Here is a 23,705-nt window from a genome sequence, read left to right as displayed (position 1 = left end):
ATAACGCTTACGGGACGTCGTAACCTAACGCCGCTTTACGGATGCGGAACCACTGCTGGCGAGACATGTTCAGTTTCTCCGCCACCACCGCCGAGCGCACGCGCTCTATTTTACCGGAGCCGATAATCGGCAACGGTTGGGACGGCAGGCGCAGGATCCACGCATACACCACCTGCTCAATACTCTCGGCATTCAGCTCATGAGCGACCTGCGCCAGTTCATCACGCAGCGTCTGGAAGCGCTCGTCATTGAACAGGCTGCCGCCGCCAAGGCACGACCAGGCCATCGGCCGGATGCGCAGCTGCTGGAGCTGGTCCAGCGTGCCATCCAGCAACAGCGGCTGGTGCACCGGAGAGATTTCCACCTGGTTAGTGGCCAGGGTAAACGGCAGGCGCGATTGCAGCAGGGTAAACTGCGCCGGCGTAAAGTTGGATACGCCGAAGTGACGGACTTTACCGCTGTGATGCAGCGCGAGGAAGGCTTCCGCCACCTCGTCCGCGTTCATCAACGGGTCCGGGCGGTGAATCAGCAGCAGATCCAGATGATCGGTTGCCAGATTACGCAGGGACTGTTCGGCGCTTAAAACGATGTGGTCACGGTCGGTAATATAGTGGCCGATAGTGTTTTCGGCGCGGGCTTTGGTGGCAATCCCGCACTTGCTGACAATCTCCATCCGGCTACGCAGGTGCGGTGCCAGCTTAAGGGCTTCACCAAACGCCGCTTCACACTGATAATCACCGTAAATATCCGCATGATCGATGGTCGTAATGCCCAGATCCAGGTGCTGCTCGATAAAACTCACCAGCGCGCTGGGGGACATGTTCCAGTCCATCAACCGCCAGTAGCCCATAACAAAACGCGAGAATTCCGGCCCCTGTGGAGCCATAGCAATACGCTGAACCATAACGACATCCTCAACAAATAAGTGGGTCGAGTATACGCAATTTTGTCATTAAAACAGTGAGGGTTGCTGCGGTTCTTCCGCGGCCTGGGGTTTATTCGCGCGTAATTTGCGCAGCAATCGCTGGCGGCACAGGCGCAGGACATCCTGTTTTTGCACATCACTCATGGTTTGCCATTGAAAGCGCTCCTCGCGACTGCGAAAGCAGCCCCGGCAAAAACCGCGCTCATCTGACTGACAAATTCCCCGGCACGGACTTTGTACCGGGAAAAACTCCAGTTGCTCTGCCACCACACTGCCCCCGTCGCTGATCTGTATCGTTTATTGAAGACGTTTCAACCGGACTACGCAACTTTTGTTCTTCAGGCTCTGCGCCAGGCGGCACTTTACTTTTTTCTTGCATTAGACCAATCGGTCTATTACAGTGAGCCCCATGAACAAACATAGCGAATGCGATACCCGCGAACACATCCTTGCTACCGGAGAACAGCTGTGCATGCACCGCGGTTTCACCGGCATGGGGCTGAGCGAACTGTTAAAAATAGCGGAAGTGCCGAAAGGCTCTTTCTACCACTATTTTCGCTCCAAGGAAGCTTACGGCGTTGCGCTGCTGGAATATCACTATGCCGGCTATCTTCAGCGGCTGGTGGATCATTTTTCCCACGGCGAAGGCAACTATCGCGATCGTCTGCTGGCGTACTATCAGCATACCCTGACGCAGTTTTGCCAGCAGGGCATTATCAGCGGCTGCCTGACGGTGAAACTTTCCGCGGAAGTGTGCGACCTGTCTGAATCGATGCGTGAGGAAATGAACAAAGGCGCCAGCCAGATTATTCATCTGCTGGGTGACGCGCTGGAGCACGGACGCCAGGAAGGCAGCCTGCAGTTTAGTGGCGATGCATTCACCCTCTCCCAGGTGCTGTACTCCCTGTGGCTGGGTGCCAATTTGCAGGCCAAGATTACTCATAGTGCGATGCCTCTGGAAAGTGCCCTCGCCCATGCGAAACACATTATTGCTGCGCCTGACGTTTAACAGGCGTTTTTATTTACCGAATTTCTAGACGACCGGTCTACTCAGGAGTCATCATGTCCGAATCAAAACTGTTTTCCCCCTTGAAAGTCGGTGCGGTAACCGTACCTAACCGCGTATTTATGGCTCCATTGACGCGTCTGCGCAGCATTGAGCCGGGCGATATCCCGACCCCGCTGATGGCAGAGTATTATCGTCAACGCGCCAGCTCCGGCCTGATTATCACCGAAGCCACGCAGATATCGGCCCAGGCGAAAGGCTACGCCGGTGCACCAGGTCTGCACAGTCCGGAACAGATCGCCGCATGGCAGAAAATTACCGCTGGCGTTCACGCTGAAGAGGGGCATATCGCCGTTCAGCTGTGGCACACCGGCCGTATCTCCCACAACTCCCTGCAGCCTGGCGGCGAAGCGCCGGTAGCGCCTTCCGCTCTGAGCGCAGGCACCCGAACTTCCCTGCGTGATGAAAACGGCCATGCGATCCGCGTCGATACCTCAATGCCGCGCGCGCTGGAAACCGCCGAAATCCCGGGTATCGTTGACGATTTCCGCCAGGCGGTAGGTAACGCCCGCGACGCCGGCTTTGACCTTGTTGAACTGCACTCGGCCCACGGCTACCTGCTGCACCAGTTCCTTTCCCCGTCCTCCAACCACCGTACTGACCAGTATGGCGGCAGCGTCGAAAACCGTGCGCGCCTGGTGCTGGAAGTGGTTGATGCGGTCAGCAAAGAGTGGAGCGCCGATCGTATCGGCATCCGCGTCTCGCCGATTGGCAGTTTCCAGAATGTCGATAACGGTCCGAATGAAGAAGAAGATGCGCTGTATCTGATTGAAGAGCTGGCCAAACGCGGGATCGCCTACCTGCACATGTCCGAGCCGGACTGGGCCGGTGGTCAACCGTATAGCGACGCGTTCCGTCAGAAAGTTCGCGCCCGTTTCCCTGGTGCGATTATTGGTGCCGGTGCCTACACCGTGGAAAAAGCCAACGATCTGATCGGCAAAGGGTTGATCGACGCTGTGGCCTTTGGTCGCGACTATATCGCCAACCCGGACCTGGTGGCTCGTTTGCAGCATAAAGCACCGCTGAACCCGCAGCGCCCGGAAAGCTTCTACGGCGGTGGCGCAGAAGGTTATACCGATTATCCGATGCTGTAATCTCCCGGATTAGCGAGACGGTTTACTGCCGCCATGCTCCCCTTTGCCCGCTCAGCGTACACATCGGGGCGCTAATCGGGATGAGATTGTCAGGGCCGCCTGAAATGGCGGCTTTTTTGCGTTATAGTGCCTCTGTGTCAGAAAACGTCCTGGCCGTTTACTGACACTATTCTGACCATCGTATATACGGCTTCTGTCTGAAAGCTGTAATAAAGGAGTATAAAATCATGCGCTTACTTCACACCATGCTGCGCGTTGGCGATCTGCAGCGTTCTATCGAGTTTTACACCAACGTGCTTGGCATGAAGCTGCTGCGCACCAGCGAAAACACCGAGTATAAATACTCGCTGGCCTTCGTCGGTTACGGTGAAGAAACCGATACCGCCGTCATCGAGCTGACCTACAACTGGGGCGTCGACAAGTATGACCTCGGTAACGCGTATGGCCATATCGCGCTGAGCGTAGAGAACGCAGCCGAGGCCTGTGAGCTGATTCGCCAGAACGGCGGCAACGTCACTCGCGAAGCCGGCCCGGTCAAAGGCGGCACGACGGTTATCGCTTTCGTTGAAGATCCTGATGGTTACAAAATCGAACTGATTGAAGAGAAAGACGCTGGCAAAGGTCTCGGTCACTAACCGGCTTCGGGCGCACCGGCGCCCGCTGTTTTCTCCCCCTTCCTGCTGCAAGGCACGGCAAAATTTGCCATAATGCGCGCTACTTTTTTCCAGTGAAGAGAATCTGATGTCCGAGAACGTTCAACTTAATGGTCTGTGCGACCGTTTTCGTGGTTTCTACCCCGTGGTTATTGATGTAGAAACCGCCGGATTTAATGCGAAAACCGATGCCCTGCTTGAGATCGCCGCCATTACCTTAAAAATGGATGAGCAAGGCTGGTTGATGCCGGACGAAACGTTGCATTTTCATGTTGAACCTTTCGAAGGCGCCAATCTTCAGCCTGAAGCGCTGGCCTTTAACGGCATCAATCCGAACGACCCCGAGCGCGGCGCAGTGAGCGAGTACGACGCCCTGCACGCCATTTTCAAAATGGTGCGTAAAGGGATTAAGGATAACGATTGTAATCGTGCCATCATGGTGGCGCACAACGCCACCTTCGATCTCACCTTTACGATGGCTGCCGCCGAACGCGCCGGGCTTAAACGTAATCCATTTCACCCTTTTGTGACCTTTGATACCGCCGCGCTGAGCGGACTGGCGCTGGGTCAGACGGTGTTGTCCAAAGCGTGTCTGGCCGCCGGGATGGCGTTTGATGGTAGCAAGGCGCACTCGGCGCTGTACGATACCGATCAGACCGCCCAGCTGTTTTGCGAAATCGTCAATCGCTGGAAACGCCTTGGCGGCTGGCCGTTGCCACTCGCCGGACAAGAATAAAAGACAAAAAAAAGCGACTTCCACGGAAGTCGCTTTTTACTTTTCGCAGGTTTATTCTGCTTTCGGCGTTTCGCTGTTGTACTTAGCCGCCGTTTCTTTGATCAGCTGCTGCAGTTCGCCGCGCTGATACATTTCAATCACGATGTCGCAACCACCAACCAGCTCGCCATCCACCCACAGCTGCGGGAAGGTCGGCCAGTTCGCGTATTTCGGCATTTCCGCGCGAATATCCGGGTTCTGCAGGATATCAACGTAAGCAAAACGTTCGCCACATGCAGAGAGTGCCTGCACTGCCTGGGCGGAAAAACCGCAGCTTGGCAGTTTCGGGGACCCTTTCATGTACAGCAGGATCGGGTTTTCAGCGATTTGACGTTGGATTTTTTCTACAGTCGTGGTCATTGTCATGCTTCCTTAACTTCTATACGGCAGTAATTTTCATTGTAGCGTCCTGGACGCTGGACGGATAATAACATTTTTTTCACTCGCGACAGTTTATCTTCTGTGCCCAGAAGTTGCTTTAGAAATATCACTTTGGCACCGCAAATGCAGCGTTACTGTATCGTTTAGTTACCCCACCTATGTAACAACCTAAACAGGGCCCCGCACCTCTCTCACATCGATAATGGTGAATGTCACCATCTCCGAAATGCTGATATTTGCAGTCGTTCGAGATCCGGGTCTGATTGTAGATTACCAGCTGATGGCGCATAAAAAATGGACGTAGGGAGCTGGCTACTCCAAATTTTCACAAGGAAACCGACAAGGCGATCCTTGCAGCTGTGAAAATAGGTGAATAGGTTTGGCAGTAATTTCCGAAAGATATATACATTTAGTGTATCAGCTCAGACTTGAACTGATACATCTATGGCACAAAGCCAAACCTATCGCGATTAACGGCAACTGGGTCACTCAGCTAAGGTTGGTTTCACGTATAGCCTTTAATCCGGCAAGAGAAAAAAGTTTAAAATGGGCGGTCAGGGCTTTTGTTTGCATTGCCACAACTTCCTGAATGGGCCCTGGCATACGACTACCTGCTACCATCAGCATCATGCATGGGGCCACCACACTCAGCATACAAGGGAGCAGACGAGGATCATCTTCTGTAAGCCCTGCCGCTTCACCCACAATCCGTCTTACAGACTGAATTTTCTTCGCTCCTTCAGCATTTAGAAAATCACCAAGTTGCGCAGAAGGAGACAGCATTTCACGCGCAAATACCCGCCCGTGCCAGTTGTTAGGGTTGCTCAGTTTCGTCAGAAACATCTCCAGAAAAGTACCTAACTTATCTTCTGCAGGGAGATCCGACGCAGCGAGTTGGGCAAGATGCTCTCCGTCCAGATAATGGTGGTGAGCCAGTACAAGAACCGCGAGATAGAGTCCATCCCGACCACCAAAGTGATAGTTGATTGCAGCCAGGTCAACTTTGGCTTTTTTAGCAATCTCTTTGTTGGTGGTCTGCGCAAATCCTTTTTCCGCAATCAGCTCTCCTGCGGCTTCAAGGATACTTTCCCGGGTGATATCCCCGTCGCTTCTGCGTGCTCGGCTCATAATCAACAGATTCCGGATAAGGTAATTTCACGAATAAGGGTTTATTATTGCATAAATAAAGTTTAAATTGAATTTAAACTAATGCATCCGAAGAACAGCAGGGCATCATACTATGAATAAAAAAATCATCGCTGGAGCTGTCGTTACCGCTCTGATTATTACCGCTGGAGCTATCTGGTTGTTCGGACTAAATAGGAATGACAACAATACGTTAACGCTGCATGGCAATGTCGATATTCGCCAGGTCTCGCTGGCTTTTGAAGACAGCGGCCGTATCAGCACACTTGCCGTGGATGAAGGCGATCAGGTTCATGCGGGACAGGTTATCGCCACGCTGGACACGCGGGCGCTGAAGATTCAGGAACAGCAGGCCCTGGCACAACTGGATGCGCAAAAGCAAACTGTGCTTGAGCAGCAGGCAGGCGCCCGACCGGAAGAAGTGGCTCAGAGCAGGGCTCAATTAGCCTCCGCTCAGGCACAGTTACAGAAAGCAACGGAAGACATCAGCCGTATTCAGCGCATTTCTGCCAGCACAGGCGGGAAAGGCATCAGTAAGCAGGAAATGGACACGGCTCGCAGTAATCTTCGCATTGCCCAGGCCAGCGTAAAAGAGCGGCAGGCCAGTCTTACTCTGATGGAAAAAGGGGTGCGCTCAGAGCAACGTGAAGCATCCGTGGCGCAGGTTAAAGCTACGGAGGCACAACTGGCGTTGATGCAATATCACCTCTCGCAGGCTGAATTGCGCTCACCTGTTGACGCGATTGTTCGGGCCCGACTTCAGGAACCTGGTGACATGACTGGCCCGCAAAAATCGGTTTATACCCTGGCCCTGAGCCAGCCGAAATGGGTCCGCGTGTGGCTGAATGAAAGTGATTTAGGCCGCGTGAAATCGGGCATGTCTGCGCAGGTCACCACTGACTCATTCCCGGATAAACCAGTGACAGGCAAAGTCGGTTTTATCTCTTCGGTCGCGGAATTCACACCGAAATCCGTTCAGACGGAAGACCTGCGAACCAATCTGGTATTTGAAGTGCGCATTGTCGTTGATGACCAGGAAAATGTTCTGCGCATGGGTCAGCCTGCCACAGTAAGCATCAACACCCAGCAAGAGAATCAACGTAATGCCGATAACTGAAAATCAGGATGTCGTCATTGCCCGTGATCTGGTGCGCTTATTTCCAGGTGTTACCAAAAATGCGCCGGAAACGCGAGCGCTCGACGGCCTGACGCTCAACATTCGGGCGGGCGAGTTAACGGCGCTGGTTGGCCCGGATGGCGCGGGGAAAACCACCTTCCAGCGGCTGATTGCCGGACTTTATGAACCGACGTCTGGCAGCCTGACCGTATTGGGCACCGATGTGACCGCCGACCCGCAGTCAGTGCAAAACCGTATCAGCTACATGCCTCAGCGCTTTGGGTTGTATGAAGATCTCAGCGTTCAGGAAAATCTTGATTTGTATGCCGATTTGCATGGCGTCCCCGAGCAAGTCAGGAAAGAGCGCTTTGAACGGTTGCTGTCGATAACCGATTTGGCCCGCTTTACGGCCCGCCCTGCCGGGAAACTCTCCGGCGGGATGAAGCAAAAATTGGGGCTGGCCTGCACGCTGGTTCGTTCTCCGGAATTGCTGCTGCTTGACGAGCCGAGCGTCGGAGTCGATCCACTTTCCCGTCGTGACCTGTGGAAAATCATCGAACAGCTGGTTCAGGATGAACAACTGAGCGTCATCATCAGCACAGCCTACATGGACGAGGCCGAGCGTTGCGCACAAATCTACGTGATGAATCACGGCAAAATCCTTGCCAAGGGCAAACCGGAGACGTTACGTCAGAAAGCCGCGGGCAGAACATGGCTCGCCGTTCCACCGCAAGGGACAAAATCACGCATTTTACAGGCTCATCTACTGGAAAAACGCGACACCATTGCCGACGCGGTACCCAAAGGCGACGCGGTTCGATTTATTTGTCTGTCACCTGATGACAAAACCACGCCGCAGGAAGTGAATGCTACTCCCCGGGAAGCTGAGCTGGAAGACGGTTTTATGCTGCTGTTGCATCAGGCGCAGCAGCAAGATTCAACAGCGCTTTCCGGCCCGGTAAAAGCAGAAATGGTCTCTACACAAGACAACAACGCCGATAGTGATAAACCGGTCATTGCCGTAAAAGATCTGGTACGAAAATTTGGTGATTTCACCGCCGTCGCCAGTACCTCATTTGAGGTTAAGCGTGGCGAAATTTTTGGCCTGTTGGGGCCAAACGGGGCGGGGAAAACCACCACGTTCCGTATGCTGTGTGGATTACTTCCTGCAACCAGCGGGCAACTGGAAGTCGCCGGAATGAATCTGCGCACTGCTCGTGCCAAAGCACGCGCGCGAATTGGCTATGTTTCGCAGAAGTTTGCGCTTTACAGCAATCTCAGCGTACGGGATAACCTGACGTTCTTCGGCGGGGCATATGGTCTGTCGGGTGAAAAACTGAACAGCCAGATTGAAGCATCACTAAAGCAATTTGAGCTGAGTCCGGACGCCATCAGCGGCGAGCTGCCGGGCGGATTCAAACAGCGTTTATCGATGGCCGTCGCCCTGTTGCACGAACCTGAAATCGTTTTCCTTGATGAACCCACCAGCGGAATCGATCCGCTGGCCCGTCGCCTGTTCTGGTACACCATTGGTGAACTGGCAAACAAAGGCATCACCATTATTGTCACCACGCACTTTATGGAAGAAGCCGAATATTGCGACAGGATCGCGATTCAGGATGCAGGAAAACTTTTAGCGCTAGGTACGCCGAAAGAAGTCCGCCAACAGGCAGGGCTGGATCACACTGCTGATATGAACACGGCGTTTATTGCCATCGTTGAAAATTCCCGTGCAGAAGCAGCAAAGAAGGAGCACAGCCATGAATGACTCAACGTTCCTTCGCCGTCTCATCTCGCTGACCCGCAAAGAAACCCGCCAACTGGTGCGTGATAAAAGTAACCTTGCCGTCGGATTTTTGCTGCCCATCGTGCTGATTTTGCTGTTTGGTTACGGCGTGTCTTTTGATCTGAATTCGGCGCGCGTCGCGGTAGTGCAGGAACAGCATACAACCCAAAGCCATCAGGTGATGACCGCGTTGCAAAGCAGCCCTTATCTTGCCGTGCAGGCGTACCCGAGTTTCGCGGCGGCGCAGGCGGCACTTCAGAAAGATGAAACGGATGCCATCGTTCGCATACCTTCCGACTATGCCGAAAACGCCGCATCCGGAAAGGGAAAAATTCAGGTATTACTCAATGGTGCCGTCACCAGTGTCGCCTCGTCGGCACAAAGCTATATCACTGGTGCATTGGGCACGCAGGCCGCCATTGATTCTGACCGGCAAAATCTCACGTCGACAGTTGGCGCGGTCTCCATTGAGCAAAGAATGTGGTTTAACGAAGCCGGGATCAGTACCTGGTTTATTGTGCCCGGGATCCTGGTGCTGATCCTGACGCTGATTGGGGCGTTTCTGACCGGATTGCTGATTGCCCGTGAACGTGAAAGGGGGACGCTGGAAGCCTTGTTTGTTACCCCCGTGCGGCCACTGGAACTGGTGCTGGCAAAACTTGCACCGTATATGGTGATTGGAGCCGTTGATCTCGTTATTTGCCTGCTCGCTGCGCACTATCTGTTTGCGATCCCGATCAGAGGCTCTCTCTTTGCCATTATCACCTCCTCGCTGCTGTATCTGCTGGTTTCGCTCGGAATGGGACTGACCATCTCGGGCTTCGCGCCCAGTCAGTTTCTGGCGAGCCAGATAGCGCTGATCGCGAGCTTTATGCCCGCGATGATGCTCTCGGGTTTTGTTTTTGATATTCGCAACTTACCGATAGTGGTTCAGGTCGTCAGCCAGATTTTACCCGCTACCCATTTTATGTCGCTGACGAAGACCCTGTTTCTTGGCGGCGACGACTGGCCAATGTATTTCCAGCAGTGCAGCATTCTGCTGTTTTACGCGGTGATCCTGATTAACGCCTCACGGCTTTCCCTTCGCAAACGGTTGAGGTAGCGCATGATATCCGAACTCCAACAATGGCTGCGGCACATCAGCTTTCTGGTCAGAAAAGAAATTTTGACAATTGTTAAAGAACCCGCCAACCGGGTGATCCTGATTGCTCCTGTGCTGATGCAGGCCTTATTGTTTGGCTATGCGGCTACCTACGATGTTAATCACGTTGACTACGCCGTGCTGGATCAAAGCCGTGGACAAGCCTCAACACAAATCATCACGCACCTGGACGGAACCGGTGTATTCAACCGTACCGCTACGCTGACGTCAGCATCGCAGATTCAGCAGATCGTCATGGATGGAAAAGCGCTGATGGTGCTCACATTCCCCCCTGATTTTGAGAACAAACTCAATCAGGGGCAAACGTCGCCGATGCAGGTTATTCTCGACGGCCGTAACTCATCAACCGCGGGAGCGGCAGCGGGATATATCAACGCGGTGGTGAGTGATTTCAATCAGCGCAGATCAGGAAGCGGGCCCGGACTGAATGTGGAAGTCAGAGCCTGGTATAACCCGAACCTGGAATCACGGTGGGGGATCATGCCTACACTGATTGCGGCAATCAGTATGTTGCAGACGCTATTGCTGTCAGCGCTTTCGGTTGCCAGAGAGCGTGAGCAGGGAACGTTTGACCAGCTTCTGGTGACGCCATTTACGCCGATGCAGTTGTTGATTGGTAAAGCCATTCCACCGGTGCTGGTAGGGCTGGTGCAATCCACCATCATTCTGTTGGTTATTTTGCTGTGGTTCCAGATCCCGATGAACGGTTCACTGTTTGTGCTTTATTTCGGGCTGCTCAGTTTTAATATCGCTGCCGTCGGATTGGGACTGTCGATTTCTGCCGTATCCATCAACATGCAGCAGGCGATGTTGTACACCTTCTTACTTATCATGCCGCTGATGCTGCTTTCCGGGTTGCTGACGCCGGTACAAACCATGCCTGCGGCCCTTGATACTTTGACCTATGCCAATCCCCTGCGCTTTGCCATTGATCTGGTACGCAGGGTCTATATGGAAGGCGCCGGGCTGAGCGACGTCGCGTTTGATTTTATCCCCATGATTGCTTTGACTGTCATCACGATGCCGCTGGCCGCGTGGTTGTTCCGTAACCGACTGTACTGATGCAGGAATTAAGATGAATAACTGTTTTTCTACTCTGACTCGCCACCCTTTATCCGCTGTAGCGGCGGTCCTGGCGATAACCCTCATCAGCGGTTGTACCGTTGGCCCGGACTTTAAAAAGCCAACCGCCGAGGCGCCGAGCGACTGGACAACCTGGCGCAGTGGCGATGCCGCATTGCACGCGTTACCGGGAGGCAATGTTGTCTCAGATAACCAGTGGTGGAAACGCTACAACGATCCGGTGCTCAACGAGTTGGTCGATAAAGCGCTAACCGCGAGTCCGGATATCCGCAGCGCGACGCTGCGTTTCGCCAGTGCCCGTGCGCAACAACAAATAACCGCTTCGCAGCAAACGCCGACGGTGAACGCCACCGGCAGCGTCACCCGAACTCAACAAAGTGAAAACGCGCCCTCAACGCGTGCCCTGAAACAGGCACTGCCGAATCCGGATGAGCTGATCGACCTGATGGCGGCACCATCAAACTGGTATCAGGGTGGGCTGGATTTCTCATGGGAGATCGACCTGTGGGGGCACGTCCGTCGTGCCGTGGAAGCCTCCGATGCCGATGTCCAGTCTCAGAAAGCAATGCTGGAACTGGCCCGGCTCAGTATCGTCGGCGATGTGGTGAATAACTACTACAATCTGCGAGGCATTCAGCAACAAATCCAGCTCGCCAAACAGGACGAAAAAGCGCTGAATGAACGGCTGTCGCTGATCGAGGCGCGAACGCAAGGTGGGGCGCTGGATGAGACCAGTCAGGAAAGACAACGCAGCGAACTGGCGGCCACTCGAGCCAACCTGATTGATCTCCAGGCACAGGAAGGTGTGGCGATGAACCAGTTATTGCTGCTGTTGGACGAACATCCTGGTGCGTTGCAACAACAACTGCAATATCACCCGGAAAACCTGAAATCGGACAAACTGCCGGCGCTGCAAATGGGGATACCGTCCGAAGTGGCGCTCAACCGACCTGATATCCGGGCGGCAGAAGCGAAGTTGCATTCAGCAACGGCACGAATTGGCGTCGCGGAGGCCGAACTTTATCCGAGCATCACACTTGGCGCACGAATTGGCATGGATACCTACAGCGCGGATAACTTCACTGAATGGGGTAGCCGCAGCTGGTCAGTAGGGCCGAGTTTGAATCTGCCCCTGTTTGGTCGTGGTCGTCGTAAAGCGACGGTGGTGTTACGGGAAACCGATCAGCAGCAGGCGGCCGTCGATTATCACAAAACCGTTTTGAAAGCCTGGCAGGAAATCGATGATGCTTTAAGCCGTTATACTTCGGCGCAGCAAAAACTCGTCGAACAACAGACACGCGCAGACAGTGCCGGGCAGGCATTGGCGCTAATTCAGGCACGCTATGATGGCGGGCTGAGCAATTTCATTGATGTTCTGGATGCGCAGCGCAGTAATATCCAGGCAAGGCAGGCACTGGCCTTGGGTCAGCGTGATGTAATGACAGCATGGGCGGCAGTGAATCGCGCGGTCGGTAATTATCCCCGCTGATAAACATAACGGTTTGCAAACCTTCAAGAATGATTTTGGCGAGCTAGCGTTGAGAGATAAACAGAGCCTTACACCCGGGGCAAAGCATGGCCTGATTGCGCCGGATTTTTGACAGCGGCTGCGCTGATTTTAAGCCACAAACAGTGCAAACGGCAGTGGCGGTAGATGCATTGCTGAAGAGTTTCATTACGTAATTGATAATAGACATAACCATTAACCTTTCAATGAATGAACTTCACCGTATCACGTATGATTAAGTTTTAACCTATTTATTTTGAGGCACTGAAATTCAGAAAAGATAAATGTTCGTAACCACAGAGTCCCTAAGACCGTTTATCCGACAAATTTCAATGCGACTTCCTGGGATGAGTAATTTTGATTCGCGGGAGTTAGTGGTTGAAATGTAAAGCAGAACATCTTTTCGGCCATCTGGAGGATGAGGCTTTTACCACTGAGGATATCAATGCTTTTAACAATTTTTGTCATTTTATGGGACAACTTAATTCCTTATTGAAAACATGCAAGGGCTAAACATTGAAAATAGTACCCTGCCACTTTTAATTTCATTGCAGGACATCTGGAGGGCTAAAATATAATTTGCTTATTATGATTTTCCGTGCCTTAATGAACCTCATCAGTTCAATGTACAACCGAACGTTAAACATTTTCCGGGCAGTCCTCATTACCAGGCGTTATCGCTGATACCCCCTCCTTTTGAGTCCATACGTTTAATACTATACGTTTATTATCAATACAATCATGTGTAACAGGAATCAGTATGACCTTAAGAATTAAAGGCCTGGTAAAGTGGTTTAACGATGACAAAGGGTTTGGTTTCATCTCCCCTCTTGATGGCAGCAAAGATGTTTTCGTTCATTTCTCTGCACTTAACGGCGACGACTTTAAAACTTTATTTGAAGGACAGAAAGTTGAATTCGCCATCCACAGCGGTGACAAAGGCCCTGCTGCTGCAAACGTAATACTTTGCGATAAATAAAACTTTGTGGATCTGCGACAACGATGAAGGGTTTCTCCTGAGTGGACAGATCCATAAAGTATTTTATCCTTGATATCCAGCCAGCATATTTTTGCGTATGTATTAGAATTCTGGTCGCTGTAATGAAGAGCAAGACTGCTGAATGAAAAATTTGAAATAATAAGTTAACTACCTTTTAAATAACAAGGTTAGCAACCGCCTTAGCAGCCTCCGAAAGCATTACATCACGTCCTTGCTTTTACCTTAATGGCATTAACCCGTTAACATCGCTGATGAAAACAGGGTGATGGAAAAGACTAACAGAACCATGGTGGCATATGATAAAAGTCCTTGTTTTCTTTAATGCCGAGTCCTGTAAAGTCATGACCGTTCTGGATGGTATATCCTCTATCAGACAGGAATATCCAAGCGGTGAAGAAACACATCTTCGGATTATGTCCGCTGGTTTTCCTTCCTTAACCGGCGATAATTGTGTTGTTTACGTGGCTTCTGACAGGGAGTTATCCTCACAAGAGATTTTCGATGCTGCTAAAAAACATTTATAGCATTTTATTATATTCTCTGATTTACGTTTAATTGTGTGCTTACTCTATTTATCAGATGCGAATGAGAATGAGTAAAAAGCTTCTATTGCTTGCCAAGGCTGCTTTTACATATTTAATTTTTTATACTCACCCTGAGCAGATAAAATCATTCTTTGTGATTTGACCAAATGCCACACCTGGCCGACCGCTAGTTCTGTGTCAATAAATACGGAATCTACCTATGATTGGCGGGATAATCAGTTCAGCGTCCCGGTTAACCTAATGGTCAGTCAAGTACTGAAAATAGGTAGCCAGATTATCCAGGTGGGAACCGGTGTGCGTAACTTTTTTCACGTCTTAATCCCCCATTAGCAAAAAGCCACCCGAAGGTGGCCAGACAGATCAACCAGCGTTCTCGCAGCCTGGCAGGCTGCGGTCGATGATTAGGTTACCCTCGACACGCAGACCAATCTTACCGAACAGGAAAGCGTGGTTAAGCTGAGTGACAACTACGTCAGACAGACCAACTGCACAGCGATCTTTTTCAATCGCGCGGTCAGCAGCAGTTTTAACGTTTGGAATCCCTGTAGGGAAGATGATAACCGGATAGCTATCTTCCGCGGTTACTCGCTTACCTTTATAGAACTTGCCACCATTCAGGTTATAGTTTTTAGTGCTCGCTACAGTTAAGTCTGCCACGCGAACCGTACATCCCGTCAACAAAAGCGCACCCAATGCTACTGCCAATATTTTTTTCATTCCATATTTCCTTTGATTACAATCGGAAACATCCTATCACACATGGAATTGAGGGCAAAAAAGCGCCATTACCAATATTGGTAAGTCATTTTTTGTTGCTATTTCGCTTCTGTTCTGCTGCCCACTCACCTCGCCAGGCATCGATCGGGTGCCATGACTGCAAAATATCGTGATGATCGGGGGAGAGAGTGGAACATGATTGAAATAGTGTAATGAATTTGTTTTGAATGATTTTGAATTACACCTTGCAACGTATTGATTATATGGTAAAAATACTCACTCACACTTTAGATACAAAAGAGTATTAACTATCCCGGTTTTTATGCTTTAGAATCGTTGAGTTTTGTCATTCACCGTCAGGTATGTATATATCTGTCATTAATCAGGGGATTGCTCAGTGGCGCGGCTAAACAAAATCGCGATTTCGCTCTGTGCATTACTGTTTACATCGATCTCATTTACACCACTGGCGCATGCTTCAGGGCATACGCACAGCTCTGCTACGCCAAAAGCGCACCCGGCCAAAGGCACTACAGAACGTAAGAAAAAAGCCAGCAGTCAAAAATCCAGGTCCACCACCAAAACCACCAACAAGCAAACCGCCACCACGTCCCGCAGCAGACACCCTACCCGTACCACCAGCGCCAGCCAAACGGCATTAACCCGCCAGGCCGTCGGTAGCAGCAAAAAATGCGTCCTGCGTAAAGGGTATAAAAAGCAGTGTGCCAAATCGCTGACGTCGAGCGCAGAGCCGGCACCGGTCATGGCCAGCCTGCAGACTAAATGTGTGGTGCGTAAAGGCTATAAAAAACGCTGTAAACCGGTGACTGAAGCGCAGCCGCTGACGCTGGCGGACGCCCATAAGGCCCGGGTCCAGAAAGCGCAAAGTACCGCCATGTCGAAGCTGATGGACCAGATTGGCAAACCGTATCGCTGGGGTGGAACCTCACCGCGCACCGGTTTCGATTGCAGCGGCCTGGTCTACTACGCCTATAAAGATCTGGTGAAAATTCGCATTCCACGTACCGCCAATGAGATGTACCACCTGCGCGATGCCCGTCCGGTTGACCGCGGCGAGCTGCAAAGCGGCGACCTGGTCTTCTTCCGCACCCGTGGGCGCGGCACCGCCGACCACGTTGGCGTCTATGTCGGCAACGGCAAATTTATCCAGTCACCGCGTACCGGTCGCGATATTCAGATAACCTCATTAAGCGAGGATTACTGGATCCGTCACTACGTAGGCGCGCGTCGGGTCATGACCCCGAAAACCATTCGCTAACCCCCTGCCGCATCAGCGGCAGGCTACCGGTTACGCGCAATGAGCATCACATTCCCCCCTCTTCAGCCTCGTTTATCTGACCTCTTTTTCCTCGTGACGGGTCACGGTTTCTTCGATCGCGTTTGTTAAATATACCCTTTATGAATGCAAGGCTTTTAACTCTCTCCGGCAAGTGTTAGCATCCTGATCACAATAAAAACCTGTGGTATTCGCTACGGCAATCCACAGTACATGCTGTATCCGGATGGTCATACGTCCTTTAAATGTGAGAAGAAATCAAGAAGTTATAAGGAGAGTAACAATGTCGTTTGAATTACCTGCATTACCGTATGCAAAAGACGCCCTGGCGCCGCACATTTCCGCTGAAACCCTGGAATACCACTACGGCAAACATCACCAGGCCTATGTCACTAACCTTAATAATCTGATCAAAGGCACCGGGTTTGAGGGCAAATCGTTAGAAGAGATCGTCCGCACTTCCGAAGGCGGCATCTTCAACAACGCCGCTCAGGTCTGGAACCACACCTTCTACTGGAACTGTCTTGCACCGAATGCTGGCGGTGAACCGGAAGGCGCGCTGGCGGCAGCCATCAACAGCGCTTTCGGCAGCTTTGCTGATTTCAAAGCTAAGTTTACCGATGCCGCGGCGAAAAACTTTGGTGCCGGTTGGACCTGGCTGGTCAAGAATACCGATGGCAGCCTGAGCATTGTCTCCACCAGCAACGCTGGCACGCCGCTGACTGGCGACGCGACCCCGCTGCTGACGGTGGATGTCTGGGAACATGCCTATTACATCGACTACCGTAACGCCCGCCCTGAGTATCTGGCGCACTTCTGGGCGCTGGTAAACTGGAAGTTTGTTGCTGAAAGACTGGCGGCATAAAACGATATTGCAGAAGGGGTAACCCTTCTGCAAATAGCATCACTGCCCGACAAGCGCCTCTTCCGGCTGCGAACGGCTGCCCACCACCACCAGCAGCAGAGCCAGACCGGCAATGATCGCCCCCATTACCGGAACAAACGCGTAACCCAGACCACCCGAGATCACCGCCCCACCGGCGGCCGCCCCCAGCGCATTCCCCAGATTAAACGCCCCGATGTTGACCGACGAAGAGAGACCCGGCGCTTCATGCGCGACGCGCATCACCCGCATCTGCAACGGCGGCACCACCGCAAAGGTCGCGGCACCCCAAACCACCATACTGACAGCGGCCCCCAGCTGCGTCTGCGCCAGTAACGGAATCGCCAGCATAATCACCATCAACAGCAGCAGAAAGCCCTTCAGCGTCCCGGAGACGGAGCGGTCGGCGAATTTACCGCCCAGGTAGTTGCCCAGCGAGAAGCCCACGCCAATCAACACCAGCATCGCGGTGACAAACAGCGGCGAAGCATGGGTAATGGTATGCAGCACCGGAGAAATGTAGGTATAGAGGGTGAACATGGCCCCCGCCCCAAGCACCGTGGTCAACAGGGCGGAAAGCACCTGCGGACGCACCAGCACCGACAGCTCCTGTTTAACATTCGGACGCTCACCGGCGCTGCCTTTAGGCAGAGAGAACCACAGGCTGATCATCGCCACCACTCCCAGCCCTGCGGTAGCAAGGAACGACATCCGCCAGCCGATAGTCTCGCCAAGCCAGGTCGCCGCCGGCACGCCGCCGATATTGGCGATCGTCAGCCCCATAAACATGGTGGCAACCGCGCTGGCCTGTTTGTCTTTCGGGACGACGCTGGCGGCCACTACCGAACCGAGGCCAAAGAAAGCACCATGGTTAAGGCTGGTGATAATGCGTGAAATCAGCAGCGTGGTGTAATCAGGAGCCATGGAAGAGAGAACGTTGCCGAGGGTGAAGATCGCCATCAGGAAAATCAGCGCGTTTCTTCGCGCACGATGAGAAAGCAGCAGCGTCATCAGCGGCGCACCAACCATCACACCTATCGCATAGGCGCTGATCAGCATTCCCGCAGCCGGAATAGACACGTCGACGCCTTTGGCAATGACTGGCAGTAATCCCATCGGGGAAAACTCCGTCGTACCAATACCAAATGCGCCTATCGCCAGCGCGAGCAGGGGAAAGTTGATTTTCATTGCATGACTCCAGCAGACCGTCATCGGCGACGGTATCTCATCAGAAGTCAAAAGCATGACATCAATCACAGAAAAACAAAAGTAAACGAAATGGCAAAAGATTTTTGCGAAAATGATAATAATGGCGGGAACGGGGGGAAAGTGACCTCTCCCCCGGGAAAATTAGTGCAGAACTGCGGTCAGCCCGGCGGCAACGATTAGACCTAGAACAATAATCGTTGTTGTCAGCGAAAATTTTAAATCTGTATCCATCAATTTTTCCCCCTGTTTTTCCCACACGAAAAGTGAGCTTGCTCATTTTTGCACAATATCGCATAAAAATCTTCCAGGATTTAGGGTGATACACATTTTTGCTCTTCCCCTTTGCCGCAAGATCGGACAAAATCCCACGCTAATTTGAAAGCGTATCGGCCATTGACCCCTTCCTGTCGTTCTGTGTCGTTTTCCCGACGTGATGCAATGTTGAACATTGTATTCAGGGTGTGTTTAGGCAAACGTTTACGTACCGATTATCAGACGTTCAGGTCAAGGTCTGGAGTGAGAAGTAATGGCAACTATTAAAGATGTAGCGAAGCGCGCAAACGTTTCCACTACAACAGTATCACATGTTATTAACAAAACCCGTTTCGTTGCGGAAGAGACGCGCAATGCGGTCTGGGCCGCCATTAAAGAACTGCACTACTCACCGAGTGCTGTCGCGCGCAGCCTGAAGGTTAATCACACCAAATCTATTGGTCTGCTGGCAACCAGCAGCGAAGCGGCCTATTTTGCTGAAATTATCGAAGCCGTTGAAAAAAGCTGCTTCCAAAAAGGCTATACCCTGATTCTGGGTAATGCATGGAACGATCTCGAAAAGCAGCAGGCTTACCTGTCAATGATGGCGCAAAAGCGCGTCGACGGCCTGCTGGTCATGTGCTCCGAATATCCGGAATCGGTGCTGAGCATGCTGGAAGAGTACCGCCATATTCCAATGGTGGTGATGGACTGGGGCGAGGCCAAGGCCGACTTTACCGATTCTGTCATCGATAACGCCTTTGAAGGCGGCTATATGGCCGGTCGTTATCTGGTGGAACGCGGCCATCGCGAAATTGGCGTGATCCCCGGCCCGCTGGAACGTAACACCGGTGCCGGACGTCTGGCAGGCTTTATGAAAGCCATGGAAGAAGCGCAGATTTCCGTACCGGATAACTGGATTGAACAGGGTGACTTCGAACCGGAGTCCGGCTATCGCGCGATGCAGCATATCCTGAACCAACACCACCGCCCGACGGCAGTCTTCTGCGGCGGCGACATCATGGCGATGGGTGCTATTTGCGCGGCGGATGAAATGGGGCTGCGCGTACCGCAGGACATTTCGCTGATCGGCTATGACAACGTGCGCAACGCCCGCTATTTCAGCCCGGCGCTGACCACGATTCATCAACCGAAAGACTCCCTCGGCGAAGCCGCGTTTAATATGCTGATGGATCGTATCGTCAACAAGCGTGAAGAGTCCCAGTCTATCGAGGTTCACCCGCGCCTGGTGGAGCGTCGTTCCGTCGTTGACGGCCCGTTTGTCGATTACCGCCGTTAGTCCCCTTCCCGGCGCCGGCTAATCCGGCGCCCGCAACCATTCCCGGTTTAACGTTTCACTATCGCCAAGATAATCCAGCATCCACAGCAGCGCAGGCGATGCGTCGCTCTGTTGCCAGGTCAGGCAGCACGCCGCATCCGGAAACGGGTTTTCCAGTTCAAGGGCGACCCATTCTCCCCGGTCGATCCACGGACGGGCAAAGTGCGTCGGTACCATCCCCACGCAAAGCCCGGCAGACAGACAGGTGGCAGAGGATTCCCAGTCGGGCACCACCACACGCTTTTGGTTATCCAGCAGCCAGGTCGTTCGTTTTGGTAAAGACCGGGAAGTATCCTCTCTGACCAATGAGGGCCAGTTGCGCAACTCGTCATCACTCAGCGGACTGGTCATCTGCGCCAGTGGATGATGGCTGGCCACTACGCAGTGCCAGTTCAGCATGCCCATATCGCGAAAGGCGTAGCGCCCCCCGACCGGAATCGAACGCGTCGCTCCAATCGCCAGCTCCACGCGGCCATCCGCCAGCGCATCCCAGACGCCGTTGAACACTTCCTGAAAGACAATCAGCTCAACGTCCGAAAAGTGACGATAAAAATCGACAATCATCTGGCGCATTCGTGCCGGTTTGACGATGTCATCGACGGCAATTGACAACTGACCGCGCCAGCCATTGGCTATCTGCTGGCACTGCTGGCGGGTGATCTGCATTTTTTTGATAACAGAGCGTCCTTCCTGTAAAAACCAGACCCCGGCCGGGGTTAATTCAACATCCCGATGACGACGTTCAAACAGCGGAACTGCCAGCCACTCTTCCAGCTGACGAACGGTGTAGCTGACAGCGGAAGGGACGCGATGGAGCTCCTGTGCCGCCGCGCTAAAGCTGCCGTTGCGGGCGACAGCATCAACAACTTCCAGTGAGTATTCAGACCACATATTCTGCCTACAAAATTTTTGAATGCATGTAGCAAATATTAGCGTTTCACAAGCCAGAATGCACTCCCTACACTCTGCGGCATTATTCCGGCATCAGCAGAAGAGAATGTTATGCAACAACCTGGGAAAGGATTTTTAGTTTGGCTGGCGGGACTTAGCGTGCTGGGTTTCCTGGCCACCGACATGTATCTACCGGCCTTCGCGGCGATCCAACACGACCTCAACACCTCCGCGGCTTCGGTCAGCGCCAGCCTGAGCCTGTTCCTTGCCGGTTTCGCCATCGGACAGCTGTTCTGGGGCCCGCTCTCTGACCGTTACGGGCGTAAACCGATTCTGCTGAGCGGCCTGGCGATCTTCGCCGTCAGCTGTCTGGGAATGCTGTGGGTCCGCGACGCGACGCTGATGCTGGTCCTGCGCTTTATTCAGGCCATCGGCGTCTGTGCAGCCGCGGTCACCTGGCAGGCGATGGTCACGGACTATTATCCGGCGCAGAAAACAAACCGTATTTTTGCCACCATCATGCCGCTGGTCGGTTTATCCCCGGCGCTGGCGCCGCTGCTCGGCAGCTGGCTGCTCAACCATCTGGAATGGCAGGCGATTTTTGCTACCCTTTTCGCCATCGCCCTGCTGCTGATGGTCCCGGCCCTGCGCCTGAAGCCAGTGCACAAACCAGCCGGCGATGCGCAGAAGAAACTGACCTTCCTGACGCTGCTGCGTTCTCGTGAATACAGCGGTAACGTGCTGATCTACGCCGCCTGCTCTGCCAGCTTCTTCGCCTGGCTGACCGGCTCGCCGTTTATTCTGCATGATATGGGTTATGGTCCGACGGCTATCGGGCTGAGCTACGTGCCGCAAACCATCGCCTTCCTGATTGGCGGTTATGGCTGCCGTGCGGCGCTGCAGAAATGGCAGGGTCAACAGCTGCTGCCGTGGCTGCTGGTGGTTTTTGCCGTCAGCGTTGCCGCTACCTGGATGGTCGGGCGTCTTGAAAATGCCTCAATCGTCGGCGTGATGATCCCGTTCTGCGTGATGGCGATTGTGAACGGTGGGATTTACCCGATTGTTGTCGCCCAGGCGCTGAAGCCATTCCCACAGGCTACCGGGCGCGCCGCGGCGTTGCAGAACACCCTGCAGCTCGGGCTGTGCTTCCTGACCAGCCTGCTGGTATCCGCGCTGATCGCCACGCCGCTGCTGACCACCACCAGCGTGATGCTGGTTTCTATTGTGCTGGCCGGGATTGGCTACGTTATGCAGCGCCAGAGCGCCTGCCTGACGGTCGGGTCATCGCACGCCTGATCTGTTATAAGCATGCTAAGGCCCAGTAATTAGCATGCTAAGAGGTTTTTATTGAAAGCCGGATTTCAGCAGCCTATACTGGATCCGGCATCACATAAATAGACCTTTTATTGTATTTAACGGGGGCAGGATGCGTCCCGTTTCACCATGGATGGCCTTTCGGCAAGGGTTATCGCCCTTCCTCTGTTCTACGTCGGATAGCAGCTTCACGGATATTCCGTGAGATTTCTCACAAAGCCAAAAAAGCGTCTACGCTGTTTTAAGGTTCTGATCACTTGGGCGTGATGGAGAAGCTATGAGTTCATCGTGTATAGAAGAAGTAAGCGTACCAAACGACGACTGGTACCGAATTGTAGCCGAGTTACTCGGCCGCGCGGGCATTGAAATTAATGGCTCCGCTCCCTCCGATTTGCAGATAAAAAACCCGCTTTTCTTTAAACGCGTTTTGCAAGAAGGTTCACTCGGACTCGGTGAGAGTTATATGGACGGCTGGTGGGATTGTGAGCGGCTGGATATATTCTTCCACCGTGTGCTGCGCGCTGGGCTGGAAAATCAGCTCCCGCACCATCTTAAAGATACGCTACGTATTGCCGGCGCTCGCCTGTTTAATCTGCAAAGTAAAAAGCGCTCCTGGATTGTCGGGAAAGAACATTACGATCTTGGTAATGACCTTTTCAGCCGGATGCTCGATCCGTTCATGCAATATTCCTGCGCCTACTGGAAAGACGCCCAATCGCTGGAAGAGGCTCAGCAGGCAAAACTCGATCTTATCTGCCGCAAGCTGCAGCTGGAGCCGGGTATGCGGGTGCTGGACATCGGTTGCGGCTGGGGTGGGCTGGCCTATTACATGGCGAAGCATTATCAGGTCAGCGTAGTTGGCGTGACCATTTCGGCCGAACAACAAAAAATGGCCCAGCAGCGTTGCGAGGGACTGGACGTCACGATTTTGCTCCAGGATTATCGCGACCTGGAGGACAGCTTTGACCGGATTGTCTCCGTCGGTATGTTTGAACACGTCGGCCCGAAAAATTACGCCACCTATTTTAATGTGGTTGACCGTAATCTGAATGCCGATGGCCGCTTCTTATTACATACTATCGGTTCGAAAAAAACCGACCACAGCGTTGACCCATGGATCAATAAATATATCTTCCCGAACGGCTGTCTGCCGTCGGTTCGGCAGATTGCCCAGGCCAGCGAATCGCATTTCGTGATGGAAGACTGGCATAATATGGGGGCCGACTACGATACGACGCTGATGGCGTGGTGTGAGCGTTTCCTGGCCACCTGGCCGGATATTGCGGATAACTACTCAGAACGATTTAAACGTATGTTCAGTTATTATCTGAACGCTTGCGCCGGGGCTTTTCGCGCGCGCGATATTCAGCTATGGCAGGTGGTCTTTTCACGCGGGGTCGAAAACGGCCTGCGGGTGGCTCGTTAAATCATCCCCCGTTACGACGGGGGATATGCTTTTACTACGTATGGTCTGATACCCAAAATAATTCAAGTTGCTTGTAGGCGGCAAAGCCGTAAATCCCCAGGAGCTTACTCAGGTAAGTGACTGGGGCGAACGGGTGC

25 protein-coding genes are annotated in these 23,705 nt (G+C 52.9%); 16 read left to right on the top strand and 9 right to left on the bottom strand.

The features are described 5' to 3' along the window. Positions 1 to 7 precede the first annotated feature (7 nt). On the bottom strand, positions 8 to 904 hold the full coding sequence (locus ACMYSN_RS01075; RefSeq protein ID WP_462496674.1) for an aldo/keto reductase: 897 nt from the start codon (positions 902 to 904) through the stop codon (positions 8 to 10). 48 nt (positions 905 to 952) lie between these two features. Beyond that, on the bottom strand, positions 953 to 1,195 hold the full coding sequence (locus ACMYSN_RS01070) for a DUF1289 domain-containing protein (protein WP_174509365.1): 243 nt from the start codon (positions 1,193 to 1,195) through the stop codon (positions 953 to 955). Positions 1,196 to 1,334: 139 nt separating this feature from the next. On the opposite strand from ACMYSN_RS01070, the gene ACMYSN_RS01065 reads away from it, so the two are divergent. The 4 genes from ACMYSN_RS01065 to rnt all read left to right on the top strand — a co-directional run bounded on the left by ACMYSN_RS01065 (position 1,335) and on the right by rnt (position 4,474). Further along, positions 1,335 to 1,934, top strand: coding sequence for a TetR/AcrR family transcriptional regulator (locus ACMYSN_RS01065; RefSeq protein WP_462496673.1), 600 nt, complete (start codon positions 1,335 to 1,337; stop codon positions 1,932 to 1,934). A gap of 53 nt (positions 1,935 to 1,987) precedes the next feature. Then, positions 1,988 to 3,085, top strand: coding sequence for an alkene reductase (gene nemA, locus ACMYSN_RS01060; protein WP_462496672.1), 1,098 nt, complete (start codon positions 1,988 to 1,990; stop codon positions 3,083 to 3,085). A 227-nt stretch (positions 3,086 to 3,312) separates the two neighbouring features. Next, on the top strand, positions 3,313 to 3,720 hold the full coding sequence (gene gloA, locus ACMYSN_RS01055) for a lactoylglutathione lyase (RefSeq protein ID WP_123754597.1): 408 nt from the start codon (positions 3,313 to 3,315) through the stop codon (positions 3,718 to 3,720). 106 nt (positions 3,721 to 3,826) lie between these two features. Continuing rightward, on the top strand, positions 3,827 to 4,474 hold the full coding sequence (gene rnt, locus ACMYSN_RS01050; protein WP_462496671.1) for a 3'-5' exonuclease family protein: 648 nt from the start codon (positions 3,827 to 3,829) through the stop codon (positions 4,472 to 4,474). A 51-nt stretch (positions 4,475 to 4,525) separates the two neighbouring features. Here the strand turns inward: rnt and ACMYSN_RS01045 are convergent, their stop codons facing one another. Continuing rightward, positions 4,526 to 4,873, bottom strand: a complete 348-nt coding sequence (locus ACMYSN_RS01045) for a glutaredoxin (RefSeq protein WP_462496670.1) — start codon at positions 4,871 to 4,873, stop codon at positions 4,526 to 4,528. Between the two features lie 510 nt (positions 4,874 to 5,383). Next, positions 5,384 to 6,022 (bottom strand): TetR/AcrR family transcriptional regulator, encoded by a 639-nt coding sequence (locus ACMYSN_RS01040; RefSeq protein WP_462496669.1) that lies wholly within the window; start codon positions 6,020 to 6,022, stop codon positions 5,384 to 5,386. Positions 6,023 to 6,134: 112 nt separating this feature from the next. Between ACMYSN_RS01040 and ACMYSN_RS01035 the strand changes: the two genes are divergently transcribed. The 5 genes from ACMYSN_RS01035 to ACMYSN_RS01015 all read left to right on the top strand — a co-directional run bounded on the left by ACMYSN_RS01035 (position 6,135) and on the right by ACMYSN_RS01015 (position 12,677). Beyond that, a complete protein-coding gene (locus tag ACMYSN_RS01035; RefSeq protein ID WP_462496668.1) occupies positions 6,135 to 7,157 on the top strand; it encodes an HlyD family secretion protein in 1,023 nt (340 codons plus the stop codon). Beyond that, positions 7,144 to 8,925, top strand: coding sequence for an ATP-binding cassette domain-containing protein (locus ACMYSN_RS01030; RefSeq protein ID WP_462496667.1), 1,782 nt, complete (start codon positions 7,144 to 7,146; stop codon positions 8,923 to 8,925). Before ACMYSN_RS01035 ends, ACMYSN_RS01030 begins: the two co-directional genes overlap by 14 nt. Next, complete coding sequence (locus ACMYSN_RS01025) at positions 8,918 to 10,045, top strand: ABC transporter permease (RefSeq protein WP_462496666.1); 1,128 nt, start codon at positions 8,918 to 8,920, stop codon at positions 10,043 to 10,045. Before ACMYSN_RS01030 ends, ACMYSN_RS01025 begins: the two co-directional genes overlap by 8 nt. 63 nt (positions 10,046 to 10,108) lie before the next feature. Continuing rightward, positions 10,109 to 11,167, top strand: a complete 1,059-nt coding sequence (locus tag ACMYSN_RS01020) for an ABC transporter permease (protein ID WP_462496665.1) — start codon at positions 10,109 to 10,111, stop codon at positions 11,165 to 11,167. A 13-nt stretch (positions 11,168 to 11,180) separates the two neighbouring features. Next, entirely contained in the window at positions 11,181 to 12,677 is a 1,497-nt protein-coding gene (locus ACMYSN_RS01015) for an outer membrane factor lipoprotein domain-containing protein (protein ID WP_462496664.1), read from the top strand. Between the two features lie 43 nt (positions 12,678 to 12,720). On the opposite strand, the gene ACMYSN_RS01010 is transcribed toward ACMYSN_RS01015, so the two are convergent. Further along, the gene (locus ACMYSN_RS01010; protein WP_462498175.1) at positions 12,721 to 12,864 is read right to left on the bottom strand and encodes a YnfU family zinc-binding protein; all 144 of its coding nucleotides are present in this window, start codon (positions 12,862 to 12,864) and stop codon (positions 12,721 to 12,723) included. Between the two features lie 591 nt (positions 12,865 to 13,455). Here ACMYSN_RS01010 and ACMYSN_RS01005 point away from each other — a divergent pair. Both ACMYSN_RS01005 and ACMYSN_RS01000 read left to right on the top strand, forming a co-directional pair. Next, complete coding sequence (locus tag ACMYSN_RS01005; protein ID WP_462496663.1) at positions 13,456 to 13,674, top strand: cold shock domain-containing protein; 219 nt, start codon at positions 13,456 to 13,458, stop codon at positions 13,672 to 13,674. A gap of 317 nt (positions 13,675 to 13,991) precedes the next feature. Continuing rightward, positions 13,992 to 14,219, top strand: coding sequence for a hypothetical protein (locus tag ACMYSN_RS01000; RefSeq protein WP_462496662.1), 228 nt, complete (start codon positions 13,992 to 13,994; stop codon positions 14,217 to 14,219). 381 nt (positions 14,220 to 14,600) lie between these two features. Here ACMYSN_RS01000 and ACMYSN_RS00995 read toward each other — a convergent pair whose 3' ends face one another. Further along, the gene (locus tag ACMYSN_RS00995) at positions 14,601 to 14,957 is read right to left on the bottom strand and encodes a hypothetical protein (protein ID WP_462496661.1); all 357 of its coding nucleotides are present in this window, start codon (positions 14,955 to 14,957) and stop codon (positions 14,601 to 14,603) included. Positions 14,958 to 15,354: 397 nt separating this feature from the next. On the opposite strand from ACMYSN_RS00995, the gene ACMYSN_RS00990 reads away from it, so the two are divergent. Both ACMYSN_RS00990 and sodB read left to right on the top strand, forming a co-directional pair. After that, positions 15,355 to 16,236 (top strand): C40 family peptidase, encoded by an 882-nt coding sequence (locus ACMYSN_RS00990; protein WP_462496660.1) that lies wholly within the window; start codon positions 15,355 to 15,357, stop codon positions 16,234 to 16,236. A 301-nt stretch (positions 16,237 to 16,537) separates the two neighbouring features. Then, the gene (gene sodB / locus ACMYSN_RS00985; RefSeq protein WP_462496659.1) at positions 16,538 to 17,119 is read left to right on the top strand and encodes a superoxide dismutase; all 582 of its coding nucleotides are present in this window, start codon (positions 16,538 to 16,540) and stop codon (positions 17,117 to 17,119) included. A gap of 39 nt (positions 17,120 to 17,158) precedes the next feature. Here the strand turns inward: sodB and ACMYSN_RS00980 are convergent, their stop codons facing one another. Both ACMYSN_RS00980 and cydH read right to left on the bottom strand, forming a co-directional pair. Next, entirely contained in the window at positions 17,159 to 18,325 is a 1,167-nt protein-coding gene (locus ACMYSN_RS00980) for an MFS transporter (protein WP_462496658.1), read from the bottom strand. A 162-nt stretch (positions 18,326 to 18,487) separates the two neighbouring features. Continuing rightward, the gene (gene cydH / locus ACMYSN_RS00975) at positions 18,488 to 18,577 is read right to left on the bottom strand and encodes a cytochrome bd-I oxidase subunit CydH (protein ID WP_004862736.1); all 90 of its coding nucleotides are present in this window, start codon (positions 18,575 to 18,577) and stop codon (positions 18,488 to 18,490) included. Between the two features lie 295 nt (positions 18,578 to 18,872). On the opposite strand from cydH, the gene purR reads away from it, so the two are divergent. Then, a complete protein-coding gene (purR, locus tag ACMYSN_RS00970) occupies positions 18,873 to 19,898 on the top strand; it encodes an HTH-type transcriptional repressor PurR (protein ID WP_123754604.1) in 1,026 nt (341 codons plus the stop codon). Positions 19,899 to 19,916: 18 nt separating this feature from the next. On the opposite strand, the gene punR is transcribed toward purR, so the two are convergent. Next, entirely contained in the window at positions 19,917 to 20,828 is a 912-nt protein-coding gene (punR, locus tag ACMYSN_RS00965; RefSeq protein WP_462496657.1) for a LysR family transcriptional regulator, read from the bottom strand. Between the two features lie 111 nt (positions 20,829 to 20,939). Between punR and punC the strand changes: the two genes are divergently transcribed. Next, complete coding sequence (punC, locus tag ACMYSN_RS00960; protein WP_174509371.1) at positions 20,940 to 22,124, top strand: purine nucleoside transporter PunC; 1,185 nt, start codon at positions 20,940 to 20,942, stop codon at positions 22,122 to 22,124. A 295-nt stretch (positions 22,125 to 22,419) separates the two neighbouring features. Continuing rightward, on the top strand, positions 22,420 to 23,568 hold the full coding sequence (gene cfa, locus ACMYSN_RS00955; protein WP_123754607.1) for a cyclopropane fatty acyl phospholipid synthase: 1,149 nt from the start codon (positions 22,420 to 22,422) through the stop codon (positions 23,566 to 23,568). The last annotated feature ends 137 nt before the right edge of the window (positions 23,569 to 23,705 follow it).

Origin of the sequence: Klebsiella sp. R445 (assembly GCF_051131755.1) — a bacterium.
GTDB lineage: Bacteria > Pseudomonadota > Gammaproteobacteria > Enterobacterales > Enterobacteriaceae > Klebsiella > Klebsiella lignicola.
The sequence above is the reverse complement of the archived record's forward strand: the minus strand, read 5'-3'. Positions and strand labels throughout refer to the sequence as shown.